General features: G+C 69.3%; 21 protein-coding genes and 1 pseudogene. 17 read left to right on the top strand and 5 right to left on the bottom strand.

Annotated features, from left to right (window positions below; translation table 11 throughout):
- Window position 1 precedes the first annotated feature (1 nt).
- From EIZ44_RS19250 to EIZ44_RS19240, 3 genes are all read left to right on the top strand, one after another.
- Window positions 2–715, top strand: a complete 714-nt coding sequence (locus EIZ44_RS19250) for a DJ-1/PfpI family protein (protein ID WP_134730210.1) — start codon at window positions 2–4, stop codon at window positions 713–715.
- Between the two features lie 156 nt (window positions 716–871).
- Window positions 872–2,044, top strand: coding sequence for an acetoin utilization protein AcuC (locus EIZ44_RS19245; protein ID WP_037809812.1), 1,173 nt, complete (start codon window positions 872–874; stop codon window positions 2,042–2,044).
- A gap of 239 nt (window positions 2,045–2,283) precedes the next feature.
- Window positions 2,284–5,310: a bifunctional acetate--CoA ligase family protein/GNAT family N-acetyltransferase gene (locus tag EIZ44_RS19240; RefSeq protein ID WP_276323734.1), complete on the top strand. Its 3,027-nt coding sequence runs from the start codon at window positions 2,284–2,286 to the stop codon at window positions 5,308–5,310.
- Here EIZ44_RS19240 and EIZ44_RS19235 read toward each other — a convergent pair.
- The gene (locus EIZ44_RS19235) at window positions 5,294–6,322 is read right to left on the bottom strand and encodes an acyl-CoA dehydrogenase family protein (RefSeq protein WP_134668594.1); all 1,029 of its coding nucleotides are present in this window, start codon (window positions 6,320–6,322) and stop codon (window positions 5,294–5,296) included. The genes EIZ44_RS19240 and EIZ44_RS19235 overlap by 17 nt on opposite strands.
- A gap of 116 nt (window positions 6,323–6,438) precedes the next feature.
- Entirely contained in the window at window positions 6,439–7,602 is a 1,164-nt protein-coding gene (locus EIZ44_RS19230) for an acyl-CoA dehydrogenase family protein (RefSeq protein WP_134730208.1), read from the bottom strand.
- A gap of 103 nt (window positions 7,603–7,705) precedes the next feature.
- Between EIZ44_RS19230 and EIZ44_RS19225 the strand changes: the two genes are divergently transcribed.
- The 13 genes from EIZ44_RS19225 (at window position 7,706) to EIZ44_RS19165 (ending at window position 19,490) form a co-directional block, all read left to right on the top strand.
- Window positions 7,706–7,891, top strand: a complete 186-nt coding sequence (locus tag EIZ44_RS19225) for a ferredoxin (RefSeq protein WP_134730206.1) — start codon at window positions 7,706–7,708, stop codon at window positions 7,889–7,891.
- Window positions 7,892–8,015: 124 nt separating this feature from the next.
- A complete protein-coding gene (locus EIZ44_RS19220) occupies window positions 8,016–8,897 on the top strand; it encodes a 3-oxoacyl-ACP reductase (RefSeq protein WP_037809817.1) in 882 nt (293 codons plus the stop codon).
- 13 nt (window positions 8,898–8,910) lie between these two features.
- The gene (locus EIZ44_RS19215; RefSeq protein ID WP_134730204.1) at window positions 8,911–9,675 is read left to right on the top strand and encodes a glucose 1-dehydrogenase; all 765 of its coding nucleotides are present in this window, start codon (window positions 8,911–8,913) and stop codon (window positions 9,673–9,675) included.
- Window positions 9,676–9,798: 123 nt separating this feature from the next.
- A complete protein-coding gene (locus tag EIZ44_RS19210; RefSeq protein ID WP_037353718.1) occupies window positions 9,799–10,590 on the top strand; it encodes an MlaE family ABC transporter permease in 792 nt (263 codons plus the stop codon).
- 1 nt (window position 10,591) lies between these two features.
- A complete protein-coding gene (locus EIZ44_RS19205; RefSeq protein WP_009075203.1) occupies window positions 10,592–11,452 on the top strand; it encodes an MlaE family ABC transporter permease in 861 nt (286 codons plus the stop codon).
- The gene (locus EIZ44_RS19200; RefSeq protein WP_037809820.1) at window positions 11,449–12,804 is read left to right on the top strand and encodes an MCE family protein; all 1,356 of its coding nucleotides are present in this window, start codon (window positions 11,449–11,451) and stop codon (window positions 12,802–12,804) included. Before EIZ44_RS19205 ends, EIZ44_RS19200 begins: the two co-directional genes overlap by 4 nt.
- Window positions 12,801–13,838, top strand: coding sequence for an MCE family protein (locus tag EIZ44_RS19195; protein WP_134730202.1), 1,038 nt, complete (start codon window positions 12,801–12,803; stop codon window positions 13,836–13,838). The genes EIZ44_RS19200 and EIZ44_RS19195 overlap by 4 nt, the downstream gene beginning before the upstream one ends.
- On the top strand, window positions 13,835–14,866 hold the full coding sequence (locus tag EIZ44_RS19190) for an MlaD family protein (protein ID WP_167754205.1): 1,032 nt from the start codon (window positions 13,835–13,837) through the stop codon (window positions 14,864–14,866). Before EIZ44_RS19195 ends, EIZ44_RS19190 begins: the two co-directional genes overlap by 4 nt.
- Window positions 14,863–16,059 carry an MCE family protein gene (locus EIZ44_RS19185; protein WP_134730200.1) on the top strand — a complete coding sequence of 399 codons (1,197 nt, stop codon included), beginning with the start codon at window positions 14,863–14,865 and terminating at the stop codon, window positions 16,057–16,059. Before EIZ44_RS19190 ends, EIZ44_RS19185 begins: the two co-directional genes overlap by 4 nt.
- On the top strand, window positions 16,056–17,249 hold the full coding sequence (locus EIZ44_RS19180) for an MCE family protein (RefSeq protein ID WP_037809824.1): 1,194 nt from the start codon (window positions 16,056–16,058) through the stop codon (window positions 17,247–17,249). Before EIZ44_RS19185 ends, EIZ44_RS19180 begins: the two co-directional genes overlap by 4 nt.
- A complete protein-coding gene (locus tag EIZ44_RS19175; RefSeq protein WP_134730198.1) occupies window positions 17,249–18,490 on the top strand; it encodes an MCE family protein in 1,242 nt (413 codons plus the stop codon). The genes EIZ44_RS19180 and EIZ44_RS19175 overlap by 1 nt, the downstream gene beginning before the upstream one ends.
- Window positions 18,490–19,005 carry an Rv1363c family protein gene (locus EIZ44_RS19170; protein ID WP_134730196.1) on the top strand — a complete coding sequence of 172 codons (516 nt, stop codon included), beginning with the start codon at window positions 18,490–18,492 and terminating at the stop codon, window positions 19,003–19,005. Before EIZ44_RS19175 ends, EIZ44_RS19170 begins: the two co-directional genes overlap by 1 nt.
- Window positions 19,002–19,490, top strand: coding sequence for a hypothetical protein (locus EIZ44_RS19165; RefSeq protein ID WP_240691349.1), 489 nt, complete (start codon window positions 19,002–19,004; stop codon window positions 19,488–19,490). Before EIZ44_RS19170 ends, EIZ44_RS19165 begins: the two co-directional genes overlap by 4 nt.
- Here EIZ44_RS19165 and EIZ44_RS19160 read toward each other — a convergent pair.
- The 3 genes from EIZ44_RS19160 to EIZ44_RS19150 are packed head-to-tail and all read right to left on the bottom strand — an operon-like array spanning window position 19,468 to window position 22,105.
- A complete protein-coding gene (locus EIZ44_RS19160; protein ID WP_134730194.1) occupies window positions 19,468–20,409 on the bottom strand; it encodes a methylenetetrahydrofolate reductase in 942 nt (313 codons plus the stop codon). The genes EIZ44_RS19165 and EIZ44_RS19160 overlap by 23 nt on opposite strands.
- Window positions 20,410–20,432: 23 nt before the next feature.
- The gene (locus EIZ44_RS19155) at window positions 20,433–21,578 is read right to left on the bottom strand and encodes a GDSL-type esterase/lipase family protein (RefSeq protein WP_134730192.1); all 1,146 of its coding nucleotides are present in this window, start codon (window positions 21,576–21,578) and stop codon (window positions 20,433–20,435) included.
- 44 nt (window positions 21,579–21,622) lie between these two features.
- The gene (locus tag EIZ44_RS19150) at window positions 21,623–22,105 is read right to left on the bottom strand and encodes a hypothetical protein (RefSeq protein WP_134730190.1); all 483 of its coding nucleotides are present in this window, start codon (window positions 22,103–22,105) and stop codon (window positions 21,623–21,625) included.
- Window positions 22,106–22,176: 71 nt separating this feature from the next.
- Between EIZ44_RS19150 and EIZ44_RS19145 the strand changes: the two are divergent.
- Window positions 22,177–23,385 (top strand): annotated as a pseudogene (locus tag EIZ44_RS19145) (aspartate aminotransferase type Ic); the annotation flags it as partial.
- Between the last annotated feature and the right edge of the window lie 399 nt (window positions 23,386–23,784).

Here is a 23,784-nt window from a genome sequence, read left to right as displayed (position 1 = left end):
CATGGAGCGGAGAACATTCCTGCGCGGGTCGGCGGCAGCCGGAGCGGCGATGGCTGCGTTGCCGGCCGAGGCTGCGGCGACGACCGGGGCAACGGCCGAGCGTCGACCGTTGCGGGTCCAGGTCGTGCTGTTCGACGGCGTCGAGGAGCAGGACTTCGCCGGTCCGTACGAGGTGTTCTCCGCAGCGGGCATGCACGCGAAGCGCGGCACGGACGTGTCATACGTGCGCGTGGACGGGCCGGGCGTCGTGCGCGCGGCGTACGGGACGAAGGTCGAGGTCGAGCGCGGCTGGTCACCGCAGGACGCCGACGTCATCGTCGTGCCGGGCGGCGGTTACGGGAAGCGGAAAGGCCCGGGCATCTGGGCGGAGATCGACCGCAAGGTGCTGCCAGACGCGCTCGCGGCCGCGCCGCGCAAAGGGCTGACGCTCGCGTCGCTCTGCACTGGCACCCTGCTGCTCGGCGCGGCCGGACTGGTGCGCGGCCGCCCGTGCACGACACACCACGGCGCGGTCGACACGCTCGTTCAGCAGGGCGGCGTGCTCAAGAAAGCCCGCGTGGTCGACGACGGAGACGTGGTCACCTCGGGTGGCATCACGAGCGGGCTGGACCTGGCCCTGTGGCTGGTGAAACGAGAACTCGGCTCCGACGCGGCGGCCGGGCTGGAGGAGATGCTCGAATACGAAGCACGCGGCGTCGTCTGGACGCGCGGCTGAAACCTGCCTGGCCGCGAAATCCGGCTTAGGGCATGACGCGCAGCCGAGGCTGTCTTGCTGCGTAACTCGGGGAGGCGATGCGGAGTGACGCGCGGGTGAGTCCTGCCCCGCCGCGAAACCCGGCTCGGGGCGTGGCGGGGAAGTACAGTGCGAAGCATGTCGTCGCCTGCAGTTGTCTGGGATCCGTCGCTGCTGAAGTACGACCTGGGCGGGCAGCATCCGTTCAACCCCGTCCGGCTCGACCTCACCGTGCGGCTCGCTACTGAGCTGGGCGTGCTCGACGGCGTCGAACTGCTCGTGCCCACCGCCGCGGGCGACGAGGAACTGCTCCGCGTGCACGCACCCGAGTACCTGGCCGCCGTGCGGGAAGCGCCGGATGTCGGGTGGGACGTCGGGCACGGGCTCGGCACCGACGACAATCCCGTGTTCCCCGGGATGCACGACGCGACCGCGCTGGTCGTCGGCTCGACGCTGCTCGCCGCGCGCAAGATCGCCGACGGCGAGGTGCGGCGGGCGGTCAACATCGCGGGCGGGCTGCACCACGCGATGCGCGATCACGCGTCCGGCTTCTGCATTTACAACGACTGCGCGATCGCCATCTCGTGGCTGCTCGACCACGGCTTCGACCGCATCGCGTACGTCGACACCGACGTGCACCACGGCGACGGTGTCCAGGCCGCGTTCTACGACGACCCGCGCGTCCTCACCGTTTCGATGCACCAGCACCCGTTCACGCTCTGGCCCGGCACCGGCTACTCCGCCGAGGTCGGCAAGGGCAAGGCAGCGGGGACCGCGGTGAATGTCCCGCTGCCGCCGCACACGCAGGACCCCGGGTGGCTGCGGGCGTTCGACGCGGTGGTTCCGGCTGTGCTGCAGGAGTTCCAGCCGCAGCTGCTCGTCACCCAGTGCGGGGTGGACTCGCACGAGGAAGACCCCATGGCCGACATGTCCCTGTCGGTCGACGGCCACCGCACCATCTACTCCACGCTGCGCGACCTGGCCGAACGCTACGCGAACGGCCGCTGGCTCGCCGTCGGCGGCGGGGGATACCAGCTGATCCGCGTCGTGCCGCGCTCGTGGACGCACCTGATGGCGACAGTGCTGGACCGCGACGTCCCGCCGGAAACGCCGCTGCCGCCCGGCTGGGTCTCGACGGTCCGCCGCGCCGCCCCGGCCGCCGACCTCCCCGCCGCGATGACCGACGGCAAGGACACCGCCTTCAAACCGTGGGGCGACGACGCGGACGACCCGGTGGACATCGCGATCCGCGACACCCGCCGCGCGATCTTCCCGCTGCACGGCCTCGACCCGGACGATCCGAGGGACTGACCATGCCCGACCAACCTCGCCGCCCCGGCCCCGGCAACCCCGGCCCGGGCGACCCCGCTCCCGATACTCATCCGATGAGCGGCCCCGGCGGAACCGATGCTCCGAACCCTGGGAGCGACGCTCGTTACGCGGCGGGCGGGCCCGGCGCGGCCGGAACGCCGGAGTCCGGCGGAACTGATGCTCCGACTCCCGGGGGCTCTTCTGGACGGGACGCTCGTCACGCGGCTGGCGGGGCCAACGTGGCCGGGGAGCCCGGCGGAACTGGTGCGCCCACTTCCGGACGCGACATCCGCTACGCCGCGGGCGGGCCCAGTGCAGCCGGGACGCCGGCCGGAGCGGCTGCATCGGCTGCGGAGGGCGGGCACGGAGACAGCGGTTCGCCGGGCGGACCTGCCCGGGGCGAGTCCGGCGCGGACCCGGCTGCGGGTGGCGCGGCATCGGAACGGCCTGATTCCGTTGCGGCAGAAGGCAAGGCAGCACCTGGAGAGTCTGCGGCAGCGAGGCCGGACGCGAGCAGCGCGTCGGGAGAGCCACCGAAACCGGACACGGCGGGCGGCCCGTCGGGAGAGACGCAAAGCTCCGCCCCCGATGGGAAGCGTGATCCCTACGACTACCCCCGCGATTGGGAAGCCGACGTAGTCCTCTCCGACGGTGGCACTGTCCACTTGCGACCCGTCGTGCCGAGCGACGCTGACGGGCTCGTGGCCCTGCACAGCAGGCTCTCCGACCGCACCCGGTATTTCCGGTATTTCGGTGCCTATCCTCGCATCCCGCCGCGGGATCTGGAGCGGTTTTCCACTGTGGACCACCACGATCGGGTCGCGTTTGTGGCCTTGCTCGGGGACGACGTGGTCGCGGTGGGGCGTTACGAGCGGCTCGATCACGGGCCCTCGGCGGAGGTCGCGTTCGTTGTCGACGACAAGCATCAGGGGCGCGGGCTCGGGTCGATTCTGCTGGAGCATCTCGCCGCCGCGGCATCGGAGTGCGGGTTGCGGCGGTTTGTCGCCGAGGTGTTGAGCGAGAACGCGGCGATGGTGCGCGTGTTCCGCGACGCGGGTTACCAGGTCAGCCGTGCGATCGAGGAAGGCGTGCTGCATCTCGAGTTCGACATCGATCCGACGGAGGAGTCGCTCGCGGTCGCGCGGTCGCGGGAGCAGGCCGCCGAGGCGCGGAGTGTGCACAATCTGCTTCATCCGAACACGGTGGCGGTGATCGGGGCGTCCGCCGATCCCACCAAGGTCGGGCATGTCGCGTTCGCGAACATGCTCGCGGCCGACTTCGCGGGGGCGGTGTATCCGGTCAATCCGGAGCATCGGTCGGTGCGCGGGGTGCGGGCGTATCCGTCGGTGCTGGACATTCCGGATCCGGTGGATCTGGCGTTGGTGGCGGTTCCGGCGGAGGCCGTCGAGTCCGTGCTGGACGCTTGTTTGGCCAAGGGCGTCAAGACGCTCGTGATCGTGTCCGGCGGGTTCGCGGAGTCGGGGCCGCTGGGGTTGCACGCGGAGTTGCGGCTGGTCGGCGAGGCTCGGGCGCACGGGATGCGCGTGGTCGGGCCGAATGCGCTGGGCGTGCTGAATACCGCGAAGGACGTGCGGCTCAATGCGACCCTTGCGCCGCGGTTGCCGAAGCGGGGGCGGACCGGGTTCTTCTGCCAGTCGGGGGCGTTGGGGACGGCGATTCTGGCCGACGCGGGATCGCGTGGGCTCGGGTTGTCGACGTTCGTGTCGGCGGGCAACCGGGCGGATGTGTCCGGCAACGACTTGCTGCAGTACTGGGAAACCGATCCGGATACCGATTTGGTGTTGCTGTATCTGGAATCGTTCGGCAACCCGCGCAAGTTCGCGCGGCTGGCGCGCAGGTTGGCGCGGTCGAAGCCGATCGTCGCGGTGAAGTCGGGGCGGCATGCGGTGCGGCCGCAGCTCGCGGCGACGTCGGCGGAGGTCGACGAAGCCAGTGTGCAGGCGTTGTTCGAGCAGGCTGGCGTCGTGCGCGTGGAGTCGTTGGCGCAGCTGTTCGACACGGCGCTCGTGTTCGCGCATCAGCCGTTGCCGGCGGGGCCGCGGATCGGGATTGTCGGGAACTCCAGTGCGATCGGGTTGCTGGCCGCCGACACCGCCCGTGCGGAGGGGCTGCGGCTCGCGTTCGATCCGGTGGACATCGGGCCGCAGGCTGGGCCCGACGAGTTCGCGACGGCGGTGCGGGAGGCGTTGGATTCGCCGGACACCGACGCGTTGATCGCGGTGTTCGCGCCGCCGGTGGCGATTCCTGGGGCCGCGTACGCGCGAGCGTTGCGCGAAGCGGTGTCGGAGGTGAAGCAGTCGAAGCCGATCGTCTCGACGTTCCTCGCCGCGGAAGGCGTGCCGCACGAGTTGGCGGTGCTTTCGGACGACGGGGTGCCGACGCGTGGGTCGATTCCGTCGTACTCGAGTCCGGAGCGTGCGGTGAACGCGTTGGCGCGCGTCGTGCGGTACGCCGCGTGGCGGCAGCGGCCGCAGGGGACGTTGGTGCGGCCTAGCGGTCTGCACGTGGAGCAGGCGCAGGAGATCGTGCGCGAGTTGCTGCCGGAGGACGGCAGTTCGACGCTGCTCTCCGACGACGATGTGGTGCGGCTGCTCAGCTGTTACGGCGTGGACGTGGTGCCGTTCCGGGTGGCGGCCAGCGAAAGCAAGGCAGTGGCCGCGGCGGCGGAGCTGGGGTATCCGGTCACGCTGAAAGCCGTCGATGAGCGGTTGCGCGGGCGGCCGGACTTCGCTGGCGTACGGCTTGACCTGATGTCCGAAGAGTCCGTACGTGTCGCGTACCGAGACCTGTGTGCGGTGTCTGGCGACGAAGACGTGTACGTGCAACAGATGGCACCGAAGGGGCTGTCGTGCGCCATTGGGCTGCAGGACGACCCGTCGTTCGGCACGCTGGTTTCGTTCGGGCTGTCGGGATTGGTCAGCACGCTGCTCGGAGACCGTGCGTACCGGGCTGTGCCGTTGACGGACGTTGACGCGGCGACGCTGATCCGCGAGCCGCGTACGTCGCCCTTGTTGACCGGGTATCGCGGGGACGAGCCTGCGGACCTCGCGGCGTTGCAGGACATGGTGTTGCGCGTCGCGGCGCTCGCGGAGGACAACCCGGAGGTGCGGTCGTTGGCGTTGGACCCGATCCTCGCGTCGCCGGACGGGGCGTTTGTCGCCAACGCGCGGTTGGTGGTGGGCGCACCGCCGACGCGGCCGGATACCGGACCGCGTCGGCTGCGGCACATCACGCCGGTGGACTGACCACCAGTTCGCCGAGACCCAGCAGTTGCTCTGTTGCGCCGCCGCTGGTGAACTCCAGGCGCTTCGCGGCGGCGAAGTAGCGATGCACGGGGTGCTCGACGTCGATGCCGACGCCGCCGTGCAGGTGCACTGCGGTATGCGCGACGCGGTGTCCGGCTTCGGCAGCCCAGAACTTCGCGGTGGCCACGTCAGCGGCGGCGGGGAGGCCTTCGGAGAGTTTCCAGGCTGCCTGCCACAGCGTCAGCCGTACGGCTTCGACGTCGATGTACGCGTCGGCGAGACGATGTCGGACGGCTTGGAAGCTGCCCAGCACCTTGTCGAACTGCTTGCGCTCACGCGTGTACGCAGCTGTCAGTTCGAGCGCGCGTTCCAAGACGCCCAACTGCTGCGCGCAAGCGCCGAGAGTGCCGCGAAGGCGCAGTTGCTCGCCGACGTCACCGAGAGCGATCCCGGGGGTGTCGGACAGCGTCACCAAAGCCGCGTCGGCGTGGTCCGTGGTGGACTGCGCTTCGATCGAGACCCCGACAGCGTCCTTCTCGACGATGTACACGCCGTCGTTGGCTTCGACGAGTAAGGCGTCTGCGAAGGCTGCGAAGGGGACCGCGGTCTGCGTACCGGTGAGGCGTCCGTCTGAAGCGACGAACGAACCGCCCAAAGCGACCGCGAGCACGGCTTTACCGCGCGAAACCGGCAGCAGCCAGCGCTCAGCCAGCAATGGATCGGTGAGCACCGAGCCAGCCTGGACGACGGACGACAGATAGGGGACCGGAGCGACCGCGCGGCCGATCTCGATCAGGACTGAACACTGTTCCAGCAAGCCGAAACCGCCGCCGCCCACCGTCGCGGGCAGGGCCGCGTCGAGGACGCCGGAGCGGGCCAGGGTAGTCCACAGTGGAGCCTCGAAACCGCCGGATCCGTGCGGGCCCAGCGATTCCGCGGTGACCTGGTCGGCGAGAATGCGCCGGGTCAGTGCGGCGAGGTCGGTTTGTGCTTCGGTGAGAGAGAAGTCCACCGTGAGAACTCCTTACTGTGCAGACTGTTAATAACCCGACCACAGCCACGGCCGAATGGCTTTCGTGGCAACGGTTACGTGCCGTGCGGGGGGTCGGCCTACTTTTGGTCGGGTTATTAACGGGTCACGGGCTGGCCGAGGGCGGTGGCGGCGACGATGTCGCGCTGCACCTCGTTGGTGCCGCCGCCGAAAGTGAGGATCAACGCCGAGCGGTGCAGCCGTTCCAGCCGTCCCGCGAGCACCGCGCCGGGGGAGCCGTCGCGCACCACAGCGGCCGCGCCGACCACCTCCATCAGCAGCCGGTACGCCTCGATCGCCATCTCGGTGCCGTACACCTTGGTCGCCGACGCCTCCGCCGGGCCGAGCTCGCTGGCCGCGGCGGCCCAGGCGATTTTCCAGTTCCGCAGCTTCAAATACTCCGCGCAGGCGTGCACGCGCGCGAGATGCGTCCGGACCCACTCGCGGTCAGTCAGCGACTCCGCGCGCGCCCATTCCACGACGTCGGCCAGCGCTTTCCGCACCGGCGCGGCCGAGGTCAGCGCGACGCGTTCGTGGTTGAGCTGGTTGGTGATCAGCGGCCAGCCCGCGTTCTCCTCGGCGACCCGCGACGTGACCGGCACGCGGATGTCGTCGTAGTAGGTGGCGCTGGTGCCCGGGCCGGCGACGGTGTGCACCTTCGTCCAGGAGAACCCCGGCGCGGAGGTCGGCACGATCAGGATCGACAGGCCCTTGTGCTTGCGCGCCTCCGGATCGGTGCGCGCGGCGAGCCACACGTAGTCGGCGTACTCGATCAGGCTGGTCCACATCTTCTGCCCGTTGACCACGTACTCGTCGCCGTCGCGGGTCGCCCGCGTGCGCAGCGACGCGAGGTCCGTGCCCGCGCCCGGTTCGGAGTAGCCGATCGCGAAATGCAGTTCGCCGGCGGCGATCTTCGGCAGGTAGAACGCCTTCTGGTCCGGGGTGCCGAACCGCATGATCGTGGGGCCGATCGTGTTCACCGTCAGGAAGGGCACCGGCACCCCGGCGACGGCCGCCTCGTCGGTGAAGATCAGCTGGTCGAGCATGCTGCGGTCCTGGCCGCCGTACTCGCGCGGCCAGCCCAGCGCGAGCCACCCGTCCTTGCCGAGCTGCCGCACGATTTCCTTGTACGCCAAGCCGTCGCCGTACTCGCCGCCGGGCGCGGCGAGGCTTTCCCGTCGCGCCGGGGTCATCAGTTCGGCGAAGTACTCCCGCAGCTCAGCGGCCAGTTCCCGCTGCCGCGGCGTGTAGTCGATCCGCACCCGTCACCTCCACCCCGCCGGTCTCGTTGTGGTGTCGTACCGGGCCCCGGCGGTAAGCTAGAACCTGTTCTAGTTGTACCAGGAGTGGCGGACGGGAGGAAGCATGGAGGTCAGTGTCGACCGGTCGCTCTGCGAGGCGAACGCGGTCTGCGTCGGGTTCGCGCCGGAGGTGTTCGATCTCGACGACGACGAGAACCTGGTGATCGGACCGGTTCCGGACGAAGAAGTAGAACGTGTTTCGCAAGCGGTGACGAACTGCCCGAAGAACGCCCTGTTCACGACCGGTTAATCAGGGCTTGCCCAATACGAGAACAGATTCTAGTCTGTGCTGCGTCAGGCAGGCTTCGACGAGGAGGCTCGCGGGTGGAACCGACCGCAGGGAACACGCACGGCGACCGGGCTGGGGCGGTTCGATGACGCTCGAAGGCAAGGTCGCTGTCGTCACCGGGGCCGGAGCGGGGCTCGGCCGGGCCGAGGCGCTCGCGCTGGCCCGCGAAGGCGCGTCCGTCGTGGTCAACGACATCGGCGAGGCGAAAGATGTCGTCGCCGAGATCGAAAAGCAGGGCGGCAAGGCGCTCGCGGTGGCCGGGGACGTCTCGGCGGCCGAAACCGCGAAGGAACTGCTGTCGGCCGCGGTCGACCACTTCGGCAGCCTCGACATCGTCGTGAACAACGCGGGCGTGCTTCGCGACCGGATGCTGTTCTCGATGTCCGACGAGGACTGGGACAAGGTCATCGCGGTGCACCTGCGAGGGCATTTCCTGCTGTCCCGCAACGCCGCCGCGTACTGGCGCGATCGCTCCAAAATGGAGGGTCAGCCGGTGTACGGCAGGCTCGTGAACACCGCGTCCGAGGCGTTCCTGGTCGGTTCGCCCGGCCAGCCCAACTACTCGGCGGCCAAGGCCGGGATCGCGGCGCTCACCATGTCCGCGGCGCGCGGGCTCGCGAAGTACGGCGTGCGCGCCAACACGATCTGCCCGCGCGCCCGCACCGCGATGACCGCGGATGTCTTCGGCGAAGCACCCGAGGACGGGCTCGATCCGTTGTCGGTAGAGCACGTTGCTCCGTTTGTCGCATTCCTCGCCTCGCCGGAGGCGGACGCGATCAACGGCCAGGTCTTCGTCGTGCACGGCGGCATGGTCGCCTTGCTGAAACCGCCGTCGGTGGAGGAGCGGTTCGACACCGCGAACGGTGCCTGGACCACCGCAGAACTCGCCGAAAAGGTCGGCGGGCACTTCGCCGGCCGCGACCCGGAGCGGATGTTCGCCGCGACCGATCTGCTTTCGCTGCCCTGAACCCGGAGGACGCATGACTGAGCACCGGCTGTCCGGCAAGGTCGCCCTCATCACCGGCGCGGCCCGCGGACAGGGCGCCGCCGCCGCGCGAGCGTTCGTCGCGCAGGGCGCGAAGGTGGTGATCGCCGACGTCCTCGACGACGAAGGCAAAGCGCTCGCCGCGGAACTCGGCGAGGCGGCGGTGTTCTGCCATCTCGACGTGAGCGACGAGGACGGCTGGACCGCCGCGGTCGAGACCACGGTGGCCGAGTTCGGACCGCCGACGGTGCTGGTCAACAACGCCGGGGTGCTGTACTTTTCGGAGCTCGCGAAGACGCCGCTCGCCGAATACGAACGCGTCGTGCGGATCAACCAGATCGGGGCGTTTCTCGGCATGCGCTCGGTCGTTGAACCCATGGCCGGGGCCGGCGGCGGCTCCGTCGTCAATGTGTCCTCTGTGGAGGGTCTGGCCGGGATGCCGTTCCTCGTCGCCTACACCGCGACCAAGTTCGCGATCCGCGGGATGACCAAGGTCGCCGCGCTGGAGCTGGGCGCGCGCGGGATCCGGGTCAACTCGGTGCACCCGGGCATGATCGACACGAAGATGGTGTCCGACGCGGCGGGCGCGGACGTGGACGTGTCCTGGGTGGGCAAGAAGGTCGCGCTCGGCCGGGTGGGCCGCGCCGACGAGATCGCGCCGCTGCTGGTGTTCCTCGGCAGCGACGAGAGTTCGTACTGCACCGGCGGCGAGTTCGTCGCCGACGGCGGGGCCACCGCCACGCACGCGCTGAAATTGTGAGCAGGTCGGGTGCTGGTGCGCCTAGGGTGACCGCCGGGGGCTGAAGGGACGGGAGTGAACACCGCTAACCGAAATCGGCGGGCGGGGATGGGCAAGACTCGGGGGTGACTACTGGGAGGTGCGGTGGGCGGAAGCGGCTCGGTCACTCTCCCGGGCACCGCGGCGCTGACCCAGGTCGGCAGGCTCGCCACGCTGTCCTGGGAGGTCCTGCGGGCAATCTTCAAGCGCCCGTTCCAGTTCCGCGAATGGATCCAGCAGTGCTGGTTCTTCGCGAGCGTGACCATTCTTCCGACGGCCCTGGTCGCGATCCCGTTCGGCGCCGTCATCGCGCTGCAGCTCGGATCGCTGACCACGCAGATCGGCGCGCAGTCCTTCACCGGCGCGGCCAGCGCGCTCGCCATCGTGCAGCAGGCGAGCCCGCTGATCACCGCGCTGCTGGTGGCCGGAGCGGGCGGCAGCGCGGTCTGCGCGGACATCGGCGCGCGCAAGATCCGGGAAGAGATCGACGCGATGGAAGTGCTCGGCGTCAACCCGGTGCAGCGCATCGTGGTGCCGAGGGTGCTCGCCGCGATCGTGGTGTCGGTGCTGCTCAACGGCCTGGTCAGCGTGGTCGGCGTGCTCGGCGGCTACTTCTTCAACGTGGTCCTGCAAGGCGGCACGCCCGGCGCGTACCTGGCCAGCTTCAACGCCCTCGCGCAGGTGCCGGACCTCTGGATCAGCGAGATCAAGGCGTTCCTGTACGGCTTCGTCGCGGGCGTGGTCGCCGCGTTCCGCGGGCTGAACCCGGCGGGCGGGCCGAAGGGCGTCGGCGACGCGGTGAACCAGGCGGTGGTGATCACCTTCCTGCTGCTGTTCCTGATCAACGTCGTGCTGACCGCCGTGTACCTCAAAGTCGTGCCCCCGAAGGCGTTGTGACATGACGGCCGAACCGATCGAGCAGACGCGCGCGTCCGACCGGACGCTGGAGATCATCGCGCGCCCCGGCGCGAGCCTCGAAGGACTCGGGAAACAGCTGTCGTTCTACGGCCGGGCGCTCGCCTGGTCGCCGCGCACGATCCGCCGCTACGGCCGCGAAACCACGCGGCTGCTCACCGAGGTCTGCTTCGGCACCGGCGGCCTCGCGGTGATCGGCGGGACGCTCGGCGTGATGATCGGCATGACGCTCTTCACCGGCCTCATCGTGGGCCTGCAGGGGTATTCGGCGCTGAACCAGCTCGGCACCGCCGCGCTCACCGGGTTCATTTCCGCCTACTTCAACACCCGCGAGGTCGCACCGCTGTCGGCCGGGCTCGCGCTGTCGGCCACCGTCGGCTGCGGGTTCACCGCCCAGCTCGGCGCGATGCGGATCTCCGAGGAGATCGACGCGCTCGAAGTGATGGCCGTGCCGAGCATGCCGTACCTGGTCACCACGCGCGTGCTCGCCGGCGTGACCGCGGTGATCCCGCTGTACGCGGTGGGCCTGCTGTCCTCGTATCTCGCGTCGCGGCAGATCACCATCTGGCTCTACGGCCAGTCCGCGGGCACGTACGACCATTACTTCACGCTGTTCCTCCCGCCGGAGGACGTACTGTGGTCCTTCGCCAAGGTGATCGTGTTCAGCGTGCTGGTGATCCTTTCCCATTGCTACTACGGCTATACCGCGTCCGGCGGGCCGGCCGGGGTGGGCATCGCGGTGGGCCGCGCGGTGCGGACGTCGATCGTGCTGATCTCGGTGCTGGACTTCTTCCTGAGCCTCGCGATCTGGGGCGCGAACACGACAGTGCGGATATCCGGATGAGCACCCGTCGAGAGTTGCGCAAACGGCTCCAGTACCAGCTGCTGGGGCTGGTGTTCCTGGTCGTGGCGGCGTTGTTCTTCACCACGACGATCGCCGCGTACCGGAAGGTGTTCACGCCGGTCACGATGGTGAAGCTGGAGACCGACCACGTCGGCAGCCAGCTGCGCGTCGGCGGCGACGTGAAGGTGCGCGGCATGCTCGTCGGCGAGATCCGCGACGTGCGGCCGGTCGGCGACCACGCGGAGCTGGAACTGGCGCTGCAGCCGGACAAGACCGACGTGATCCCGTCGAACGTTTCGGCGCGGCTGCTGCCGAAAACCCTGTTCGGCGAACGGTACGTCGCGCTGCAACTGCCCGAGCGGCCGCAGCGGCCGATCAAGGCGGGCGACGTCATCCCGCAGGACCGCAGCAGCACCGCGATCGAACTGGAGCAGGTGCTCAACCACGTCATGCCGCTGTTGCAGGCGGTGCAGCCGGAAAAGCTGTCCAGCACGCTCAACGCCGTGTCCACCGCGCTGGACGGACGCGGCAAGAAGCTCGGCGAGACGCTGACCCAGCTGTCGGACTACCTCGGCAAGCTCAACCCGTCGCTGCCCGATCTCAAGGCGGACATCACCGGGCTGGCCAACGTTTCCGGCATCTACGACAAGGCCGCGCCGGACGCGCTGCAGGCGCTGGCGGACCTCACCACGACGACGCAGACCATCGTGGAGAAACAGCGCGGCCTGACCGACTTGTACTCCTCGGTCGCCGGCACCGCCACCGACCTGACGCGCTTCCTGGAAGTGAACAAGGACAACATCATCCGCCTCACCACCGCCGTGCAGCCCACGCTCGACGTGCTCGCGAAGTACGCGCCGGAATACCCGTGCCTGCTCAAGCAGCTGGCCGGGACGGTGCCGAACGCGGAGCTGGCGTTCGGCAAGGGCACCGCGCATCCGGAGGTCAGCCGCGTGACGATCGAGTTCTCGGCGAGCCGCGGCAAGTACCTGCCCGGCGTCGACGAGCCGAAGTACGACGACAAACGCGGGCCGCGCTGCTATCCGCAGGTGCCGAAACCCGGGCGCTGGCCGCAGTATCCGCCGGACGGCGCGGTGAAGGACGGGGCCAGCAAGCCCGCGCCGCCGCACGATCCGGACGGGACGCTGCCCAGCGACTTCACGAACGGCCCGCTGCCCGGCGGGTCCGGGTCGACCGGAGGCGCGCCGAGCATCGTCGGGTCGGCCGACGAGCAGAAGCTGCTCGACCTGCTCGCCTCGCCGACGCTGAACACCGCGCCGGAGAACGTGCCGGGCTGGTCGGCGTTGCTGGTCGGGCCGCTGTACCGCGGGGCGGAGGTGGAGCTGAAATGAGGTCGTTCGTTCCCGCGCTGATCAAGATCGGCATTTTCGCCGTGGTCACCGTGCTGCTCACCGGGGTCCTGGCCACCACGATCGCGAACACGAACTTCGGCAACACCGCCTCCTACGTCGCGAAGTTCACCGACGCGTCCGGCCTGCAAGCAGGCGACGACGTGCGGATCTCCGGCGTGAAGGTCGGCCAGGTCGAGACGATCGGGGTCGACCAGGGCGAGCAGAACTACGCCGAGGTGCGGTTCCTCGTCGAATCGGCGTACAAGCTGCCCTCGCTCGCGACCGCGACCATCAAGTACCGCAACCTCGTCGGCCAGCGCTATCTCTCGCTCGGCACCGACGTCAGCGGCGGCGACACGCTGTCTCCCGGCGACACCATCCCGCCGGAGCGCACGAAGCCGGCGCTGAACCTGACCGTGCTGTTCAACGGGTTCAAGCCGCTGTTCAAGGCGCTGGACCCGAAGGAGGTCAACCAGCTTTCCGCGGAGATCGTGCAGGTGTTCCAGGGCGAGGGCGGCACGATCACCAGCCTGCTGTCGCACACCGCGTCGATCACGACGTCGATCGCGGGCAAGGACAAGGTGATCGGGCAGGTCATCGACAACCTCAACCAGGTGCTCAGCACGGTCAACGCGCGCGGCCCGCAGCTGGGCGACCTCGTCGACCAGACGCAGCGGCTGGTGAGCGGCCTGGCCGAGCAGCGCAAGCCGATCGGCGACGCGGTGGGCGCGCTCGGCGACCTCACCAACGCGACCGCGGGACTGCTCGCCGACGCCCGTCCCGCCGTGCAGCAGGACGTGACCCAGCTCGGGAAGCTGGCGAACAACCTCAACGACGCGCAGCCGCTCGTCGAGCATCTGCTGCAAGTGCTGCCGGGCAACCTGGAGAAGTTCACCCGGACCCTGAGCTACGGCAGCTGGTTCAACTACTACCTGTGCGGGATCGAAGGCACCATCGGCATTTCCTCGCTGGACGTGACGCTGCCGATCGTGCCGATCCCCGGCACCGAACGCGCGCCGAGGTGTGGCCCGTGAAACGACTGAAGGACCGGAACCAGGCGAGCGTCGGCGCGGTCACGCTCGTGCTCATCGTGCTGGTGACCGCCGTGACGTACTTTTCCGACAGCATCCCGATGTTCGGCAGCGGCACCACCTACACCGCGGCGTTCGCCGAGTCCGCCGGGCTCGCGCCGGACAACGAGGTGCAGGTGGCCGGCGTCAAGGTCGGGCAGGTGACGTCGGTGGAGCTGGGGCACAAGCAGGTGCTCGTGAAGTTCCGGGTGAAGGGCGTGCGGGTCGGCGACGCGTCCACGGCGTCGATCGAGATCAAGACGCTGCTGGGGGAGAAGTACCTCGCGCTGGACACGAAGGGCGGCGGCACGCAGAAGCCCGGCGACACGATCCCGGTGCAGCGCACGCGGACGCCGTTCCAGTTGCAGGACGCGTTCAACCAGCTGTCCACCACGGTCGGCGACATCGACACGCAGCAGCTCGCGCAGAGCTTCACCGCGCTGTCGGATTCCCTCAAGGACAGTCCGAAGTACTTGAAGGACACGCTGTCCGGGCTGTCGGCGTTGTCGAAGACGGTGTCCTCGCGCGACGCGGATCTGCACGCGCTGCTGTCCAACACGAGCAAGATCTCGAAGACGCTGTCCGACCGGAACGCGCAGCTGCAGCAGGTGATCAGCGACGGCAACCTCCTGCTCAGCGAACTGCAGCAGCGCCGCGAGCAGATCAGCACGCTGCTCAAGGGCACGCAGGAAATCTCGAAGCAGCTGTCCGGGCTGGTCGCGGACAACCGCACGCAGATCGGGCCGACGCTCGCCGCGCTCGGGAAGGTGACCGACGTGTTGCAGCGCAACCAGGGCAACCTCGACCGGAGCTTGCAGCTGATGGCCCCGTTCGCCCGGGTCGGCGCGAACGCGACCGGCAACGGGCGCTGGTTCGAGGGGTACCTGTGCGGTCTGCTGCCGCCGACGATCACGGCAGGCGGGATCTCGATCAACCCGGAGGGCTGCACGCCGCCGATCTCCGCGCCTGACCAGGGGGTGGGTGGACGATGACTGTCGAGACTCGCGCAGGACGGAGTCTGGTCACCTGGCTTGGCTTCGCTTGTGTGGCAGCGCTTTTGCTCACCGCGGGCATCTACCTGGTGCTGCGCGACACTGGCGGCACCAAAATCTCGGCGTACTTCGGGAAGACCGTCGGCCTGTACGCCGGTTCGTCCGTGCGCGTGCTGGGCGTCGCGGTCGGCGAGGTCACCGCGGTGACGCCGCAAGGCCAAGCGGTGCGCGTGGACATGAAGGTGAACGACGACGTCCCGATCCCGAAGGACGTCGGCGCGGTCGTCGTGTCGCCGAGCCTGGTGAGCGACCGGTACGTCCAGCTGACCCCGGCGTACGACAGCGGTCCGACGCTCGCGAGCGGAACCGTGCTGGCGCGCGACAAAACCGCGACGCCGGTCGAACTGGACGACCTCTACGCGAGCCTCGACAAGCTGTCCACCGCGCTGGGACCCAACGGGGCCAACAAAAACGGCGCGTTCTCCGATCTCCTGGACACGGCCGCGGCCAACCTCAAGGGCAACGGCAAGGACCTGAACTCGACCGTCAGCAGGCTCGCCGAACTGGCCGGCACGCTCGACGATTCGAAGGACGACCTGTTCTCCACGGTGAAGAACCTGAATTCCTTCACCTCCGCACTGTCCCAAAGCGACAGTCAGCTGAACGAGTTCTACCAGCGGCTCGCGGACGTCAGCGGCTTCCTCGCCGACGATTCGCACGACGTCGGGGCCGCGCTCGAATCGCTGTCGACGTCGCTGCAGGACGTGAAACAGTTCGTGGCGGACAACAAGAACGGGCTTTCGTCCAATGTGGCCAAACTGGCGTCGCTGACGAAGGTGCTGGTGGACCAGCGCGCCGCGCTCGCCGAGGTGCTCGACATCGCGCCGACCGGGGCGACGAACTTCATCAACACCTACGACGCGGCGTCCGGCACGATCGCGGTGCGCGACAACCTGAACGAGATTACCAACCCGCCGATCCTCACGGTCTGCCGGTTGATCAGCGCGGGCACGCCGAAGCCGTTGCCGGACACGCTCGGCAACATCTGCAAGAAGCTCGCGCCGGTGCTCGACGGCACGCTCAAACTGCCGTCCATCCCGCAGGCGCTGAACTCCCTGCAGAACGGCCAGCTGCCGCCGTTGCCGCTGCCGTTGTCGGACGTGCTGACGCAGAAACCCGGGGGTGGCAAGTGAAACGCCTCCGGAAACGACTGGCGGGCGTGCTCGCCGGGGTGCTGGTGCTCGCCGGGTGCAGCGACGGCGGGTTCAACGGGCTGTACTCGACGCCGTTGCCCGGCGGCCCGGACGTCGGCGACCATCCGTACCACGTCACCGCGTTGTTCACCGACGTGCTGGACCTGGTGCCGCAGGCGAACGTGAAGGTGAACGACGTCGCGGTCGGCCGGATCGACCGGATCGCGCTCACCCCGGACACCCGGTCCGCGCTCGTGTCGATGACGGTGAACGGCGACGTCCAATTGCCCGCCAACGCGCACGCCGAACTGCGCCAGTCCAGTCTGCTCGGCGAGAAGTTCGTGCAGCTGAGCGCGCCGACCGCGGAGAAGCCGGCGGGCAAGCTCGCCGACGGCGCGCAGATCCCGCTCGGGCGCACGAACCGCAACCCGGAGATCGAAGAGGTGCTGGGCGCGTTGTCGTTGCTGCTCAACGGCGGCGGCGTCGACCAGCTGCAGAACATCAGCCACGAACTCAACGACGCGCTGTCGGGCAACGAACCGCAGATGCGCGCGCTGCTGTCCCGGGTGGACGAACTCGCCACCCAGCTCGACGGGCACAAGGGCGAGATCCTGCGCGCGATCGACGGACTGGACAAGCTGTCCACCACGCTCGTCGGGCAGAAGCAGAACCTCGCCACCGCGCTGGACAAACTCGCGCCCGGGCTGAAGATCGTCGCCGACCAGCGCGACCAGCTGGTGGGGATGCTGAACGCGCTGAACAAGCTGTCCGGCGTCGCGGTGGACACGGTCAACCGCAGCCGCGACCAGCTCGTCGCGAACCTCAAGGCGCTGGAGCCGACGCTGCGCCAGCTCAGCGCGGCGGGCCAGGACCTGCCGAACGCGCTGCGGATCCTGCTGACCTACCCGTTCCCGGACTACGCGGGCAACGTGATCAAGGGCGACTACGCGAACGTCGACGCGCGGATCAACCTCGATCTCGACAAGCTCGTGCAGAACTTCACGAACTCGTCGCAGCCGCCGTTCCAGCTGCCGACGCCCTCGACGTCCGGCGCCGCCCCGCCTGTTGCCGGGCAAGGGATGCCGGAGCTGCCGTTGCCGCTGCCGAACACCCCGGCGACGGGCGGAGCGAAGCCCGGCTACGGCGGGGTACTGGGCGGATTGCTCGGCGGTCTGGTGGGAGGCGGCTGATGAACACGCGCAAGGTCCGGATCCAGCTGCTGGTGTTCTTCGCGATCGCCGTCGTTTCGGTGGCGTACGCGGGCGGGCATTACGCCGGTCTCGACCGGATTTTCGGCAACCGCGGCTATCACGTGACGCTCCAGCTTCCCGACTCCGGCGGGGTTTTCGTGAACTCCGAGGTCGCCTACCGCGGCGTGACGGTCGGCCGGGTCGGGGCGATGACGCTCACCCCGCACGGCATCGACGTCCGGCTCGACATCGACTCCGGCGGCCCGGACATCCCGTCGGCGCTGCACGCGCAGGTCGCGAACCGGTCGGCGGTGGGCGAGCAGTTCGTGGACCTGCTGCCGGACCGCGAATCCGGGCCGTACCTGGAGGACGGCGCGGTGATCACGCAGGACCGCGCGTCGCTGCCCGCGACGCCGGATTCGGTGCTGACGCATCTCGACGGACTGGTTGCGAGCGTCCATCCGGAATCGCTGAAGACCGTGGTGGACGAGACGTACGACGCGTTCGCCGGTTCCGGCCCGCAGCTGCAGAAACTGCTGGACAGCACCAGTTCGCTCACCGCGACGGCCGCCCAGTACGTGCCGGACACGCAGGGGTTGCTGGCGAATTCCCGCACGGTTTTCGCCACGCAGGAGCGGCAGGCGCAGAACATCACGGCGTTCGCGTCCGGGTTGAAGACGATCGCCGGGCAGCTGAAGTCGTCGGATCCGGCGGTGCGCAAGGTGATCGACGAGGCTCCGCAGCTGAGCCGGCAGATCAGCGACGTGCTCGCGACGTCCGGGACCGACCTCGGGGTGCTGTTCGCGAACTCGCTCACCACCGCGCAGGTCACGTCGATGCGGAAGGACGCGATCGAGGAGCTGCTGGTGGCGTACCCGGTGATCTCGGCGTTCTCGCCGTCGACCTCGCCGGACGGCACCGGGCACCTTGGCGTGGTGTTCAACTTCTTCGATCCGCATTCGTGCACGAAGGGGTACGAGGGCACGAAACAGCGTCCGGCCAACGACACGAGCGAAGCGCCGGTCAACATGAACGCCTACTGCGCGGAGCCGCCGGGCAGCCCGACTGAGGTGCGGGGTGCGCAGAACGCGCCGTACGCGGGGAAGCCGCCCGCGATTCCGGCCGCGCCCAAGGCTTCCGCGCCTTCGGACCAGGGTTCGCAGCAGCAGCTGCCGGGTCTGCTGGGCCAGCTGACCGCGCCGTTGAAGGGCGGGCTCGGGGCGTTGCTGGGCGGTTCGTGATGGCTGATTCGGCTGAGGGTTCCTTCCTGAGCGGACGGGTGCTGACCGCGCTGGCCGTCGTCGCGGTGCTGGCCGCCGCGTGGTTCGGCTGGTCGTGGTGGAGCGCGGCGCAGGACGACAGCCTCGCCCGCGGCCGCGCGCGCGACGCCGTGCTGGCCGCCGCGAGCACGGAACTGGTCACGCTCAACACGATCGACTACCGCACGAGCGCGGTCGACGTGGATCGCTGGATCTCCGCGACGACCGGGCAGTACGGCAAGGACCTCTCCGGCGACCGGCAACTGCAGATCGACCGCGCCAAACGCACCAAAACCGTGTCGACGGCTTCCCTGGTGCAGGCCGCCGTCACCGACCTGAATCCTTCGGCAGGAACCGCCCGGCTGATCGCGGTCCTGAACGTCCGCGTGAGCACCGGCGACGGCGCACCTTCGGCGAAGCAGGCGCGCTTGGCCGTGGACTTCGCGCGAGACGGCGACGCGTGGAAAATCGGCGGCGTCCAGGCGGTGGGCTCGTGAACCGACGGACGATCGCAGCGGGAGTGACCGCAGTCGCGCTGGCGTGCGCGGTGTGGTTCGGGGTGCAGGCGTCGTTGCTGCAGCCTGAGGACGACGAGGCGATGGTCGATACGGAGGCGACGTCGCAGGTCACCGACCAGGTCAGTGCTGCGGTGAAGGCGCTTTTTTCCTACGACTACGCGAATTTGGACCGTACTGCTCGGGCGGCGGCTGACGTGTTGACTGGTTCGGCGGTGGGGCAGTACCAGAGCCAGTTCACCGCGGCTCGGCAGCGTGCGGCGACTGAGAAGCTCGTCCGGACCACGACGGTGCGGGCGATCGGGGTTCGTTCGTTGCACGGTGATGATGCGAGTTTGCTGCTTTTCCTGGATCAGCAGACGATTCTGCCGGGTGGTGGTGCGCCTCAGTCGTCGGTGGGGCAGTTGTCGGTGACTGCGCATCGGACTGACGGGCGGTGGAAGATCACTGCGCTGGATCCGCTGTAGTGCTCCGGCCGAGCAGCCCGCTCACCTCGCGCGCGAGAGCCACCGATGCCTCGATCTCGACCTTCCGGATGGACACGCTCTCCACGAGGAACCCGAACGGCATCCCGAGCTTGCGGCAGAACGCAGCCAGTTCCCGGGCGTTCGCCAGGCATTGGTCATACGACTCGGCCAGCGTGTCGTCCGCGTGGCGCAGGGAATTCTCCAGCCACCGCGGGACGTGGACGCCGAGCCACTTGAGGAACGCCAGCGTCTTCGCCGAACCGCAGACCGAAAGCGTGAACAGGACCGGTTTCGGCTCGAGGCCCTGCTCACGGCACGCGTAGAAGTAGTCGGAGACCATGCTCTTCGCCGCGTCGGCGCTGTAGATCACCTGCGAGATGAAGTACGCGCAGCCAGCTTGCTGTTTGGCGATCAGCCGCAGGTGCTCGTCGGGCCGTTCGGTGATCGCGACGCCGCCGAGCAGCAGGTCGGGGCGCACTTCCCGGCGCAACGCCTGTGCCTCGGACAGCCGGGTGTGCACCTCCTTGCCCTTCGACGAAGCCCCGACGAAGACCGACAGCACGCGGTCGGCGTCGGCGTTCCGCAGCCAGTCCCGCAGCTCGCCTTCGGGGTACTTGCCGACGCACCGGTAGATGACCGCCGGACGGTCCCACTCGCTGAGATAGTCCGCGTGGTAGCGCACCGGGTCGAGGGTCGGCAGGTAGGGGAACGGCCGCTCCTCGGGGTTGCGGTCGCTCTCGTCGTCGATGTCGTACAGGGCGAGGCCGTCGACGTCGAGGTCGCTCAGCCGCGCCAGGGTGGCGGCGGTGATCTCCCGGATCCGCTCGGGGGTGTTGCTGAGGCGGGGCGGCGTGATGCCGAACAGCAGGACGCCGCGATCGGGGTGGGTCAGCTGTGTCCGGAGAGTGTGGTCCGCCATGGTTCGAAAACTAGCAGCGCGCCTCAACCGGCGAAGGGACCGCCTGGTCCGAAGACCTGCTTGGCGAACCGTTCGCCCACGAACCGGTGCGTCGCCGCGTCCGGGTGCAGCGCGTCCGGCAGCGGGTGTGCGGCGAAATCCTCTTCCCCGTACAGCGAGAGTCCGTCCACGTAGGACAGTGCCGGATCCTCCCGGTCCCGGACGACCCGTGCCAGTTCCTCCCGGATCACCTTCAGCGTCAGCTTTCCCTCCGCGACGGCGGCGGGATCGCCGGTGGCCTTGAACCGGAGCGTTCCGGTGCTGAAATCCGGCGCTCCCGGACCCGGCGTGTCCTCGTGGATCGGGCACAGCAATGCGGAAACCACCACCAGCGGAACGTCCGGATGGCCCTCCCGGATCGTGTCCAGGAATCCGTGCACCGCCGGGCCGAAAGCACGCAACCGCATCAGGTCCGCGTTCACGATGTTGATTCCCAGCTTCACGCTGATCAGATCGGCGGGTGTGTCGCGAAGAGCCCGCGCGGTGAACGGGTCCAGCAGAGCGCTCCCGCTGAAACCCAGGTTGATCAGATCGACCCCGGCGGCAGCGGCGGCCAGCGCGGGCCATGTCTGCGACGGGCCTGCCGCGCCGGTGCCGTGGCTGACCGAGCTGCCATGGTGCAGCCAGACGCGCCGATCGCGCGGCAGCGGAGTGATCGGGCCGGTGGTGCGCAACGCGACCAGCCGGGTGGTTTCGTTGTGCGGCAACCAGATCTCGACGTCTTTGACGCCCGAAGGCAGGTCGGAGAACCGGACCGTGCCGGGCGGGCCGGGGCGGGTTTCGCCCTCGCCGGTCATCATGTCGAGGATCAGTTCGTCGCCGCCGGAGACGGTCGCGGAGCCTGCCGGACGCCCGTTCAGCACCAGGTCGTAGAGGCCGTCCGGCAAGGGCGGCACGCCCACGTAGCCGACCTTCGTGCGGTGGGTGTCCAGTTCGATCGCGGTCGACTCGGTGCGGAACGTCAGGCGCACGCCGGACGGCTGGGTCTCCGCCATCGCGAGCCTGCTGTCGGTGTTCTGCGCCCGCGCCCGCGCGGTCAGCCGGTGCGGCAGCAAGCCCTGCGGCGTGCGTTCCAGCTCGAGTGCACCGCGCACGAACTCTTCGCCGATCTCGGTGGTGATCCACTGCATGCCGCCGAGTCTGCCGTCCGCGGCCCCTCGCCGCCAACGGGATATCAGCCGTCCCAGACCCCGGGGCCCGCGCGCAGCACCGCGACCGGGGCGGCCCCAGCGGACGGCCACAGGTCCAGCACGTACCGGAAATGCTCGCCGAACTCGTGGTCGTGCCATTCCGCGTCCGGCGGGCCGCTCTCCACATAGGACACTCGGACCCGGTACCGCCCGGGCGGGACTGCGATCCGGTGTTCCCGGCGGGCGTAATCGGCGGGTCCGGCGAGCGTCGCCACGCCGCCGGGGACGTCGAGATCGGCTTCCACCACGTGGGACGCGTCCGGCAGCACCGGCGGCATCGCTGTGCTTACCGACACATCGACCTCGACCCAGTCGGAGCGCGCGGTCGCCACGGAGAGCGACGACGGCTCTACCGCGACGCGGTGCGCCGACACCGCCTCGTCGGTCCACCCGCCGTCGCCGGGACGCCAGGCGTCCTTGTCCCGCAAGGAGAACTGCCGCTGCTCGGCATGCACCAGGTACCGCACGGGCCCCACGCTAGCCCACAAGAGCCGGGGGTCACCCGAACTGGCTTGCGCTCGCGGTTTAGCGTGGTGGTATGACCACAGCTCCTGTCGATGTCGACACTGCCCGTCGCGACTACACCGCGCTGGTCGAGCGCGGACTGTCCCTGGACATCACCCGCGGCAAGCCGTCGCCCCGGCAGCTCGACCTCTCCGCGGATCTCCTGACGCTGCCGAACGGCCAGTACAAGGCCGAGGACGGCACCGACACCCGCAACTACGGCGGGCTCAAGGGGCTGCCGGAGCTGCGCCGCATCTTCGCCGGCGCGCTGCAGGTGCCGGTCGAGCAGCTGTTCGCCGCGGGCAACTCGAGCCTGGAGCTGATGCACGACACGATCGCGCAGGCGATGCTCAGCACCCTGCCGGGCGCGCCGCGCCGCTGGGCCGACGAGCCCCGGATCGCGATGCTGTGCCCGGTGCCCGGCTACGACCGGCACTTCGCGCTCGCCGAGCGGTTCGGCATCGAACTGGTCCCGGTGCCGATGACCGAGACCGGCCCGGACATGGACGTCGTCGAGCGGCTGGTCGCCGAGGACGCCGCGGTCAAGGGCATCTGGTGCGTGCCGAAGTACTCCAACCCGACCGGCGTCACCTTCAGCGCCGAGGTCGCGGGCCGACTCGCCGCGATGCCCACCGCCGCGCCGGACTTCCGGATCATCTGGGACAACGCTTACGCGGTGCACCACCTCACCGAGGACGAGCCGGAGCTGGCCGACATCCTCGCGCTCTGCGCCGAGGCCGGGAACCCGGACCGCGCGTTCGTGTTCGGCTCCACCTCGAAGATCACCTTCGCCGGGGCCGGCGTCGGCTTCTTCGGCGCGTCCGAGGCGAACCTCGCCTGGTGGCAGAGCGTGCTGAGCAAGCGCACCATCGGCCCGGACAAGGTCAACCAGCTGCGCCACGCGCTGTTCCTCAAGGACGCCGACGGCGTCCGCGCGCTGATGCGCAAGCACGCCGAGGTGATCGCGCCCAAGTTCGCCGCCGTGGAGCGCATCCTCACCGAGGAGCTGAGCGACCTGGCGACCTGGACCAAGCCGACCGGCGGGTACTTCGTCTCGCTGACCGTGCCCGAGGGCACCGCGAAGGAGGTCGTGCGGCTGGCCAAGGAGGCGGGCGTCGCGCTGACCCCGGCCGGGGCCACCCATCCGCACGGCGACGACCCGGCCGACGCGGTCATCCGCATCGCGCCGACCTTCCCCGAGCTGGCCGAGGTGGAGGAGGCCGTCCGCGCCCTCGCCGTCTGCGTNGGAGGAGGCCGTCCGCGCCCTCGCCGTCTGCGTGCGGCTCGCGGTCGCGCAGCGCGCCTGATCTTCGCTGGTTCCGTGCCGCGCGCGAAATGCGTCTTCAGGTCTGAGGGGGATCTGATTCCCCTGCCAGGGACTTGGCCCGACCGCTCCCGGCATGCTGACCGTCCACAAAGGACGCAATCAGGCGGCGAAATGACCGGTTTCATCCCCGAATGACCGTTTCTGCTTGTCTGTGAGGGCCTCCCTGAGGGAATCTGATTCCCTCAGGGAGGCCCTCACAGACGGCAAAACCTCGCCCCAGCGGCTCGCGGTCGCGCAGCGCGCCTGATCTTCGCTGGTTCCGTGCCGCCGCCACCCGCTACGGTGGCGGCGGCACGGTCGTTTCCAGGGGGGCAC

The organism is Amycolatopsis nivea (assembly GCF_004522235.1).
Lineage (GTDB): Bacteria > Actinomycetota > Actinomycetes > Mycobacteriales > Pseudonocardiaceae > Amycolatopsis > Amycolatopsis nivea.
The sequence above is the reverse complement of the archived record's forward strand: the minus strand, read 5'-3'. Positions and strand labels throughout refer to the sequence as shown.

Excerpts from the sequence above, each read along its gene's own strand:
- EIZ44_RS19250 (WP_134730210.1), top strand. The coding sequence starts at position 2 with ATGGAGCGGAGAACATTCCTGCGCGGGTCGGCGGCAGCCGGAGCGGCG.
- EIZ44_RS19175 (WP_134730198.1), top strand. The coding sequence starts at position 17,249 with ATGAACACGCGCAAGGTCCGGATCCAGCTGCTGGTGTTCTTCGCGATC.
- EIZ44_RS19200 (WP_037809820.1), top strand. The coding sequence starts at position 11,449 with ATGAGCACCCGTCGAGAGTTGCGCAAACGGCTCCAGTACCAGCTGCTG.
- EIZ44_RS19185 (WP_134730200.1), top strand. The coding sequence starts at position 14,863 with ATGACTGTCGAGACTCGCGCAGGACGGAGTCTGGTCACCTGGCTTGGC.
- EIZ44_RS19220 (WP_037809817.1), top strand. The coding sequence starts at position 8,016 with ATGACGCTCGAAGGCAAGGTCGCTGTCGTCACCGGGGCCGGAGCGGGG.
- EIZ44_RS19225 (WP_134730206.1), top strand. The coding sequence starts at position 7,706 with ATGGAGGTCAGTGTCGACCGGTCGCTCTGCGAGGCGAACGCGGTCTGC.
- EIZ44_RS19155 (WP_134730192.1), bottom strand. The coding sequence starts at position 21,578 with ATGCAGTGGATCACCACCGAGATCGGCGAAGAGTTCGTGCGCGGTGCA.
- EIZ44_RS19215 (WP_134730204.1), top strand. The coding sequence starts at position 8,911 with ATGACTGAGCACCGGCTGTCCGGCAAGGTCGCCCTCATCACCGGCGCG.
- EIZ44_RS19170 (WP_134730196.1), top strand. The coding sequence starts at position 18,490 with ATGGCTGATTCGGCTGAGGGTTCCTTCCTGAGCGGACGGGTGCTGACC.
- EIZ44_RS19205 (WP_009075203.1), top strand. The coding sequence starts at position 10,592 with ATGACGGCCGAACCGATCGAGCAGACGCGCGCGTCCGACCGGACGCTG.
- EIZ44_RS19160 (WP_134730194.1), bottom strand. The coding sequence starts at position 20,409 with ATGGCGGACCACACTCTCCGGACACAGCTGACCCACCCCGATCGCGGC.
- EIZ44_RS19195 (WP_134730202.1), top strand. The coding sequence starts at position 12,801 with ATGAGGTCGTTCGTTCCCGCGCTGATCAAGATCGGCATTTTCGCCGTG.
- EIZ44_RS19245 (WP_037809812.1), top strand. The coding sequence starts at position 872 with ATGTCGTCGCCTGCAGTTGTCTGGGATCCGTCGCTGCTGAAGTACGAC.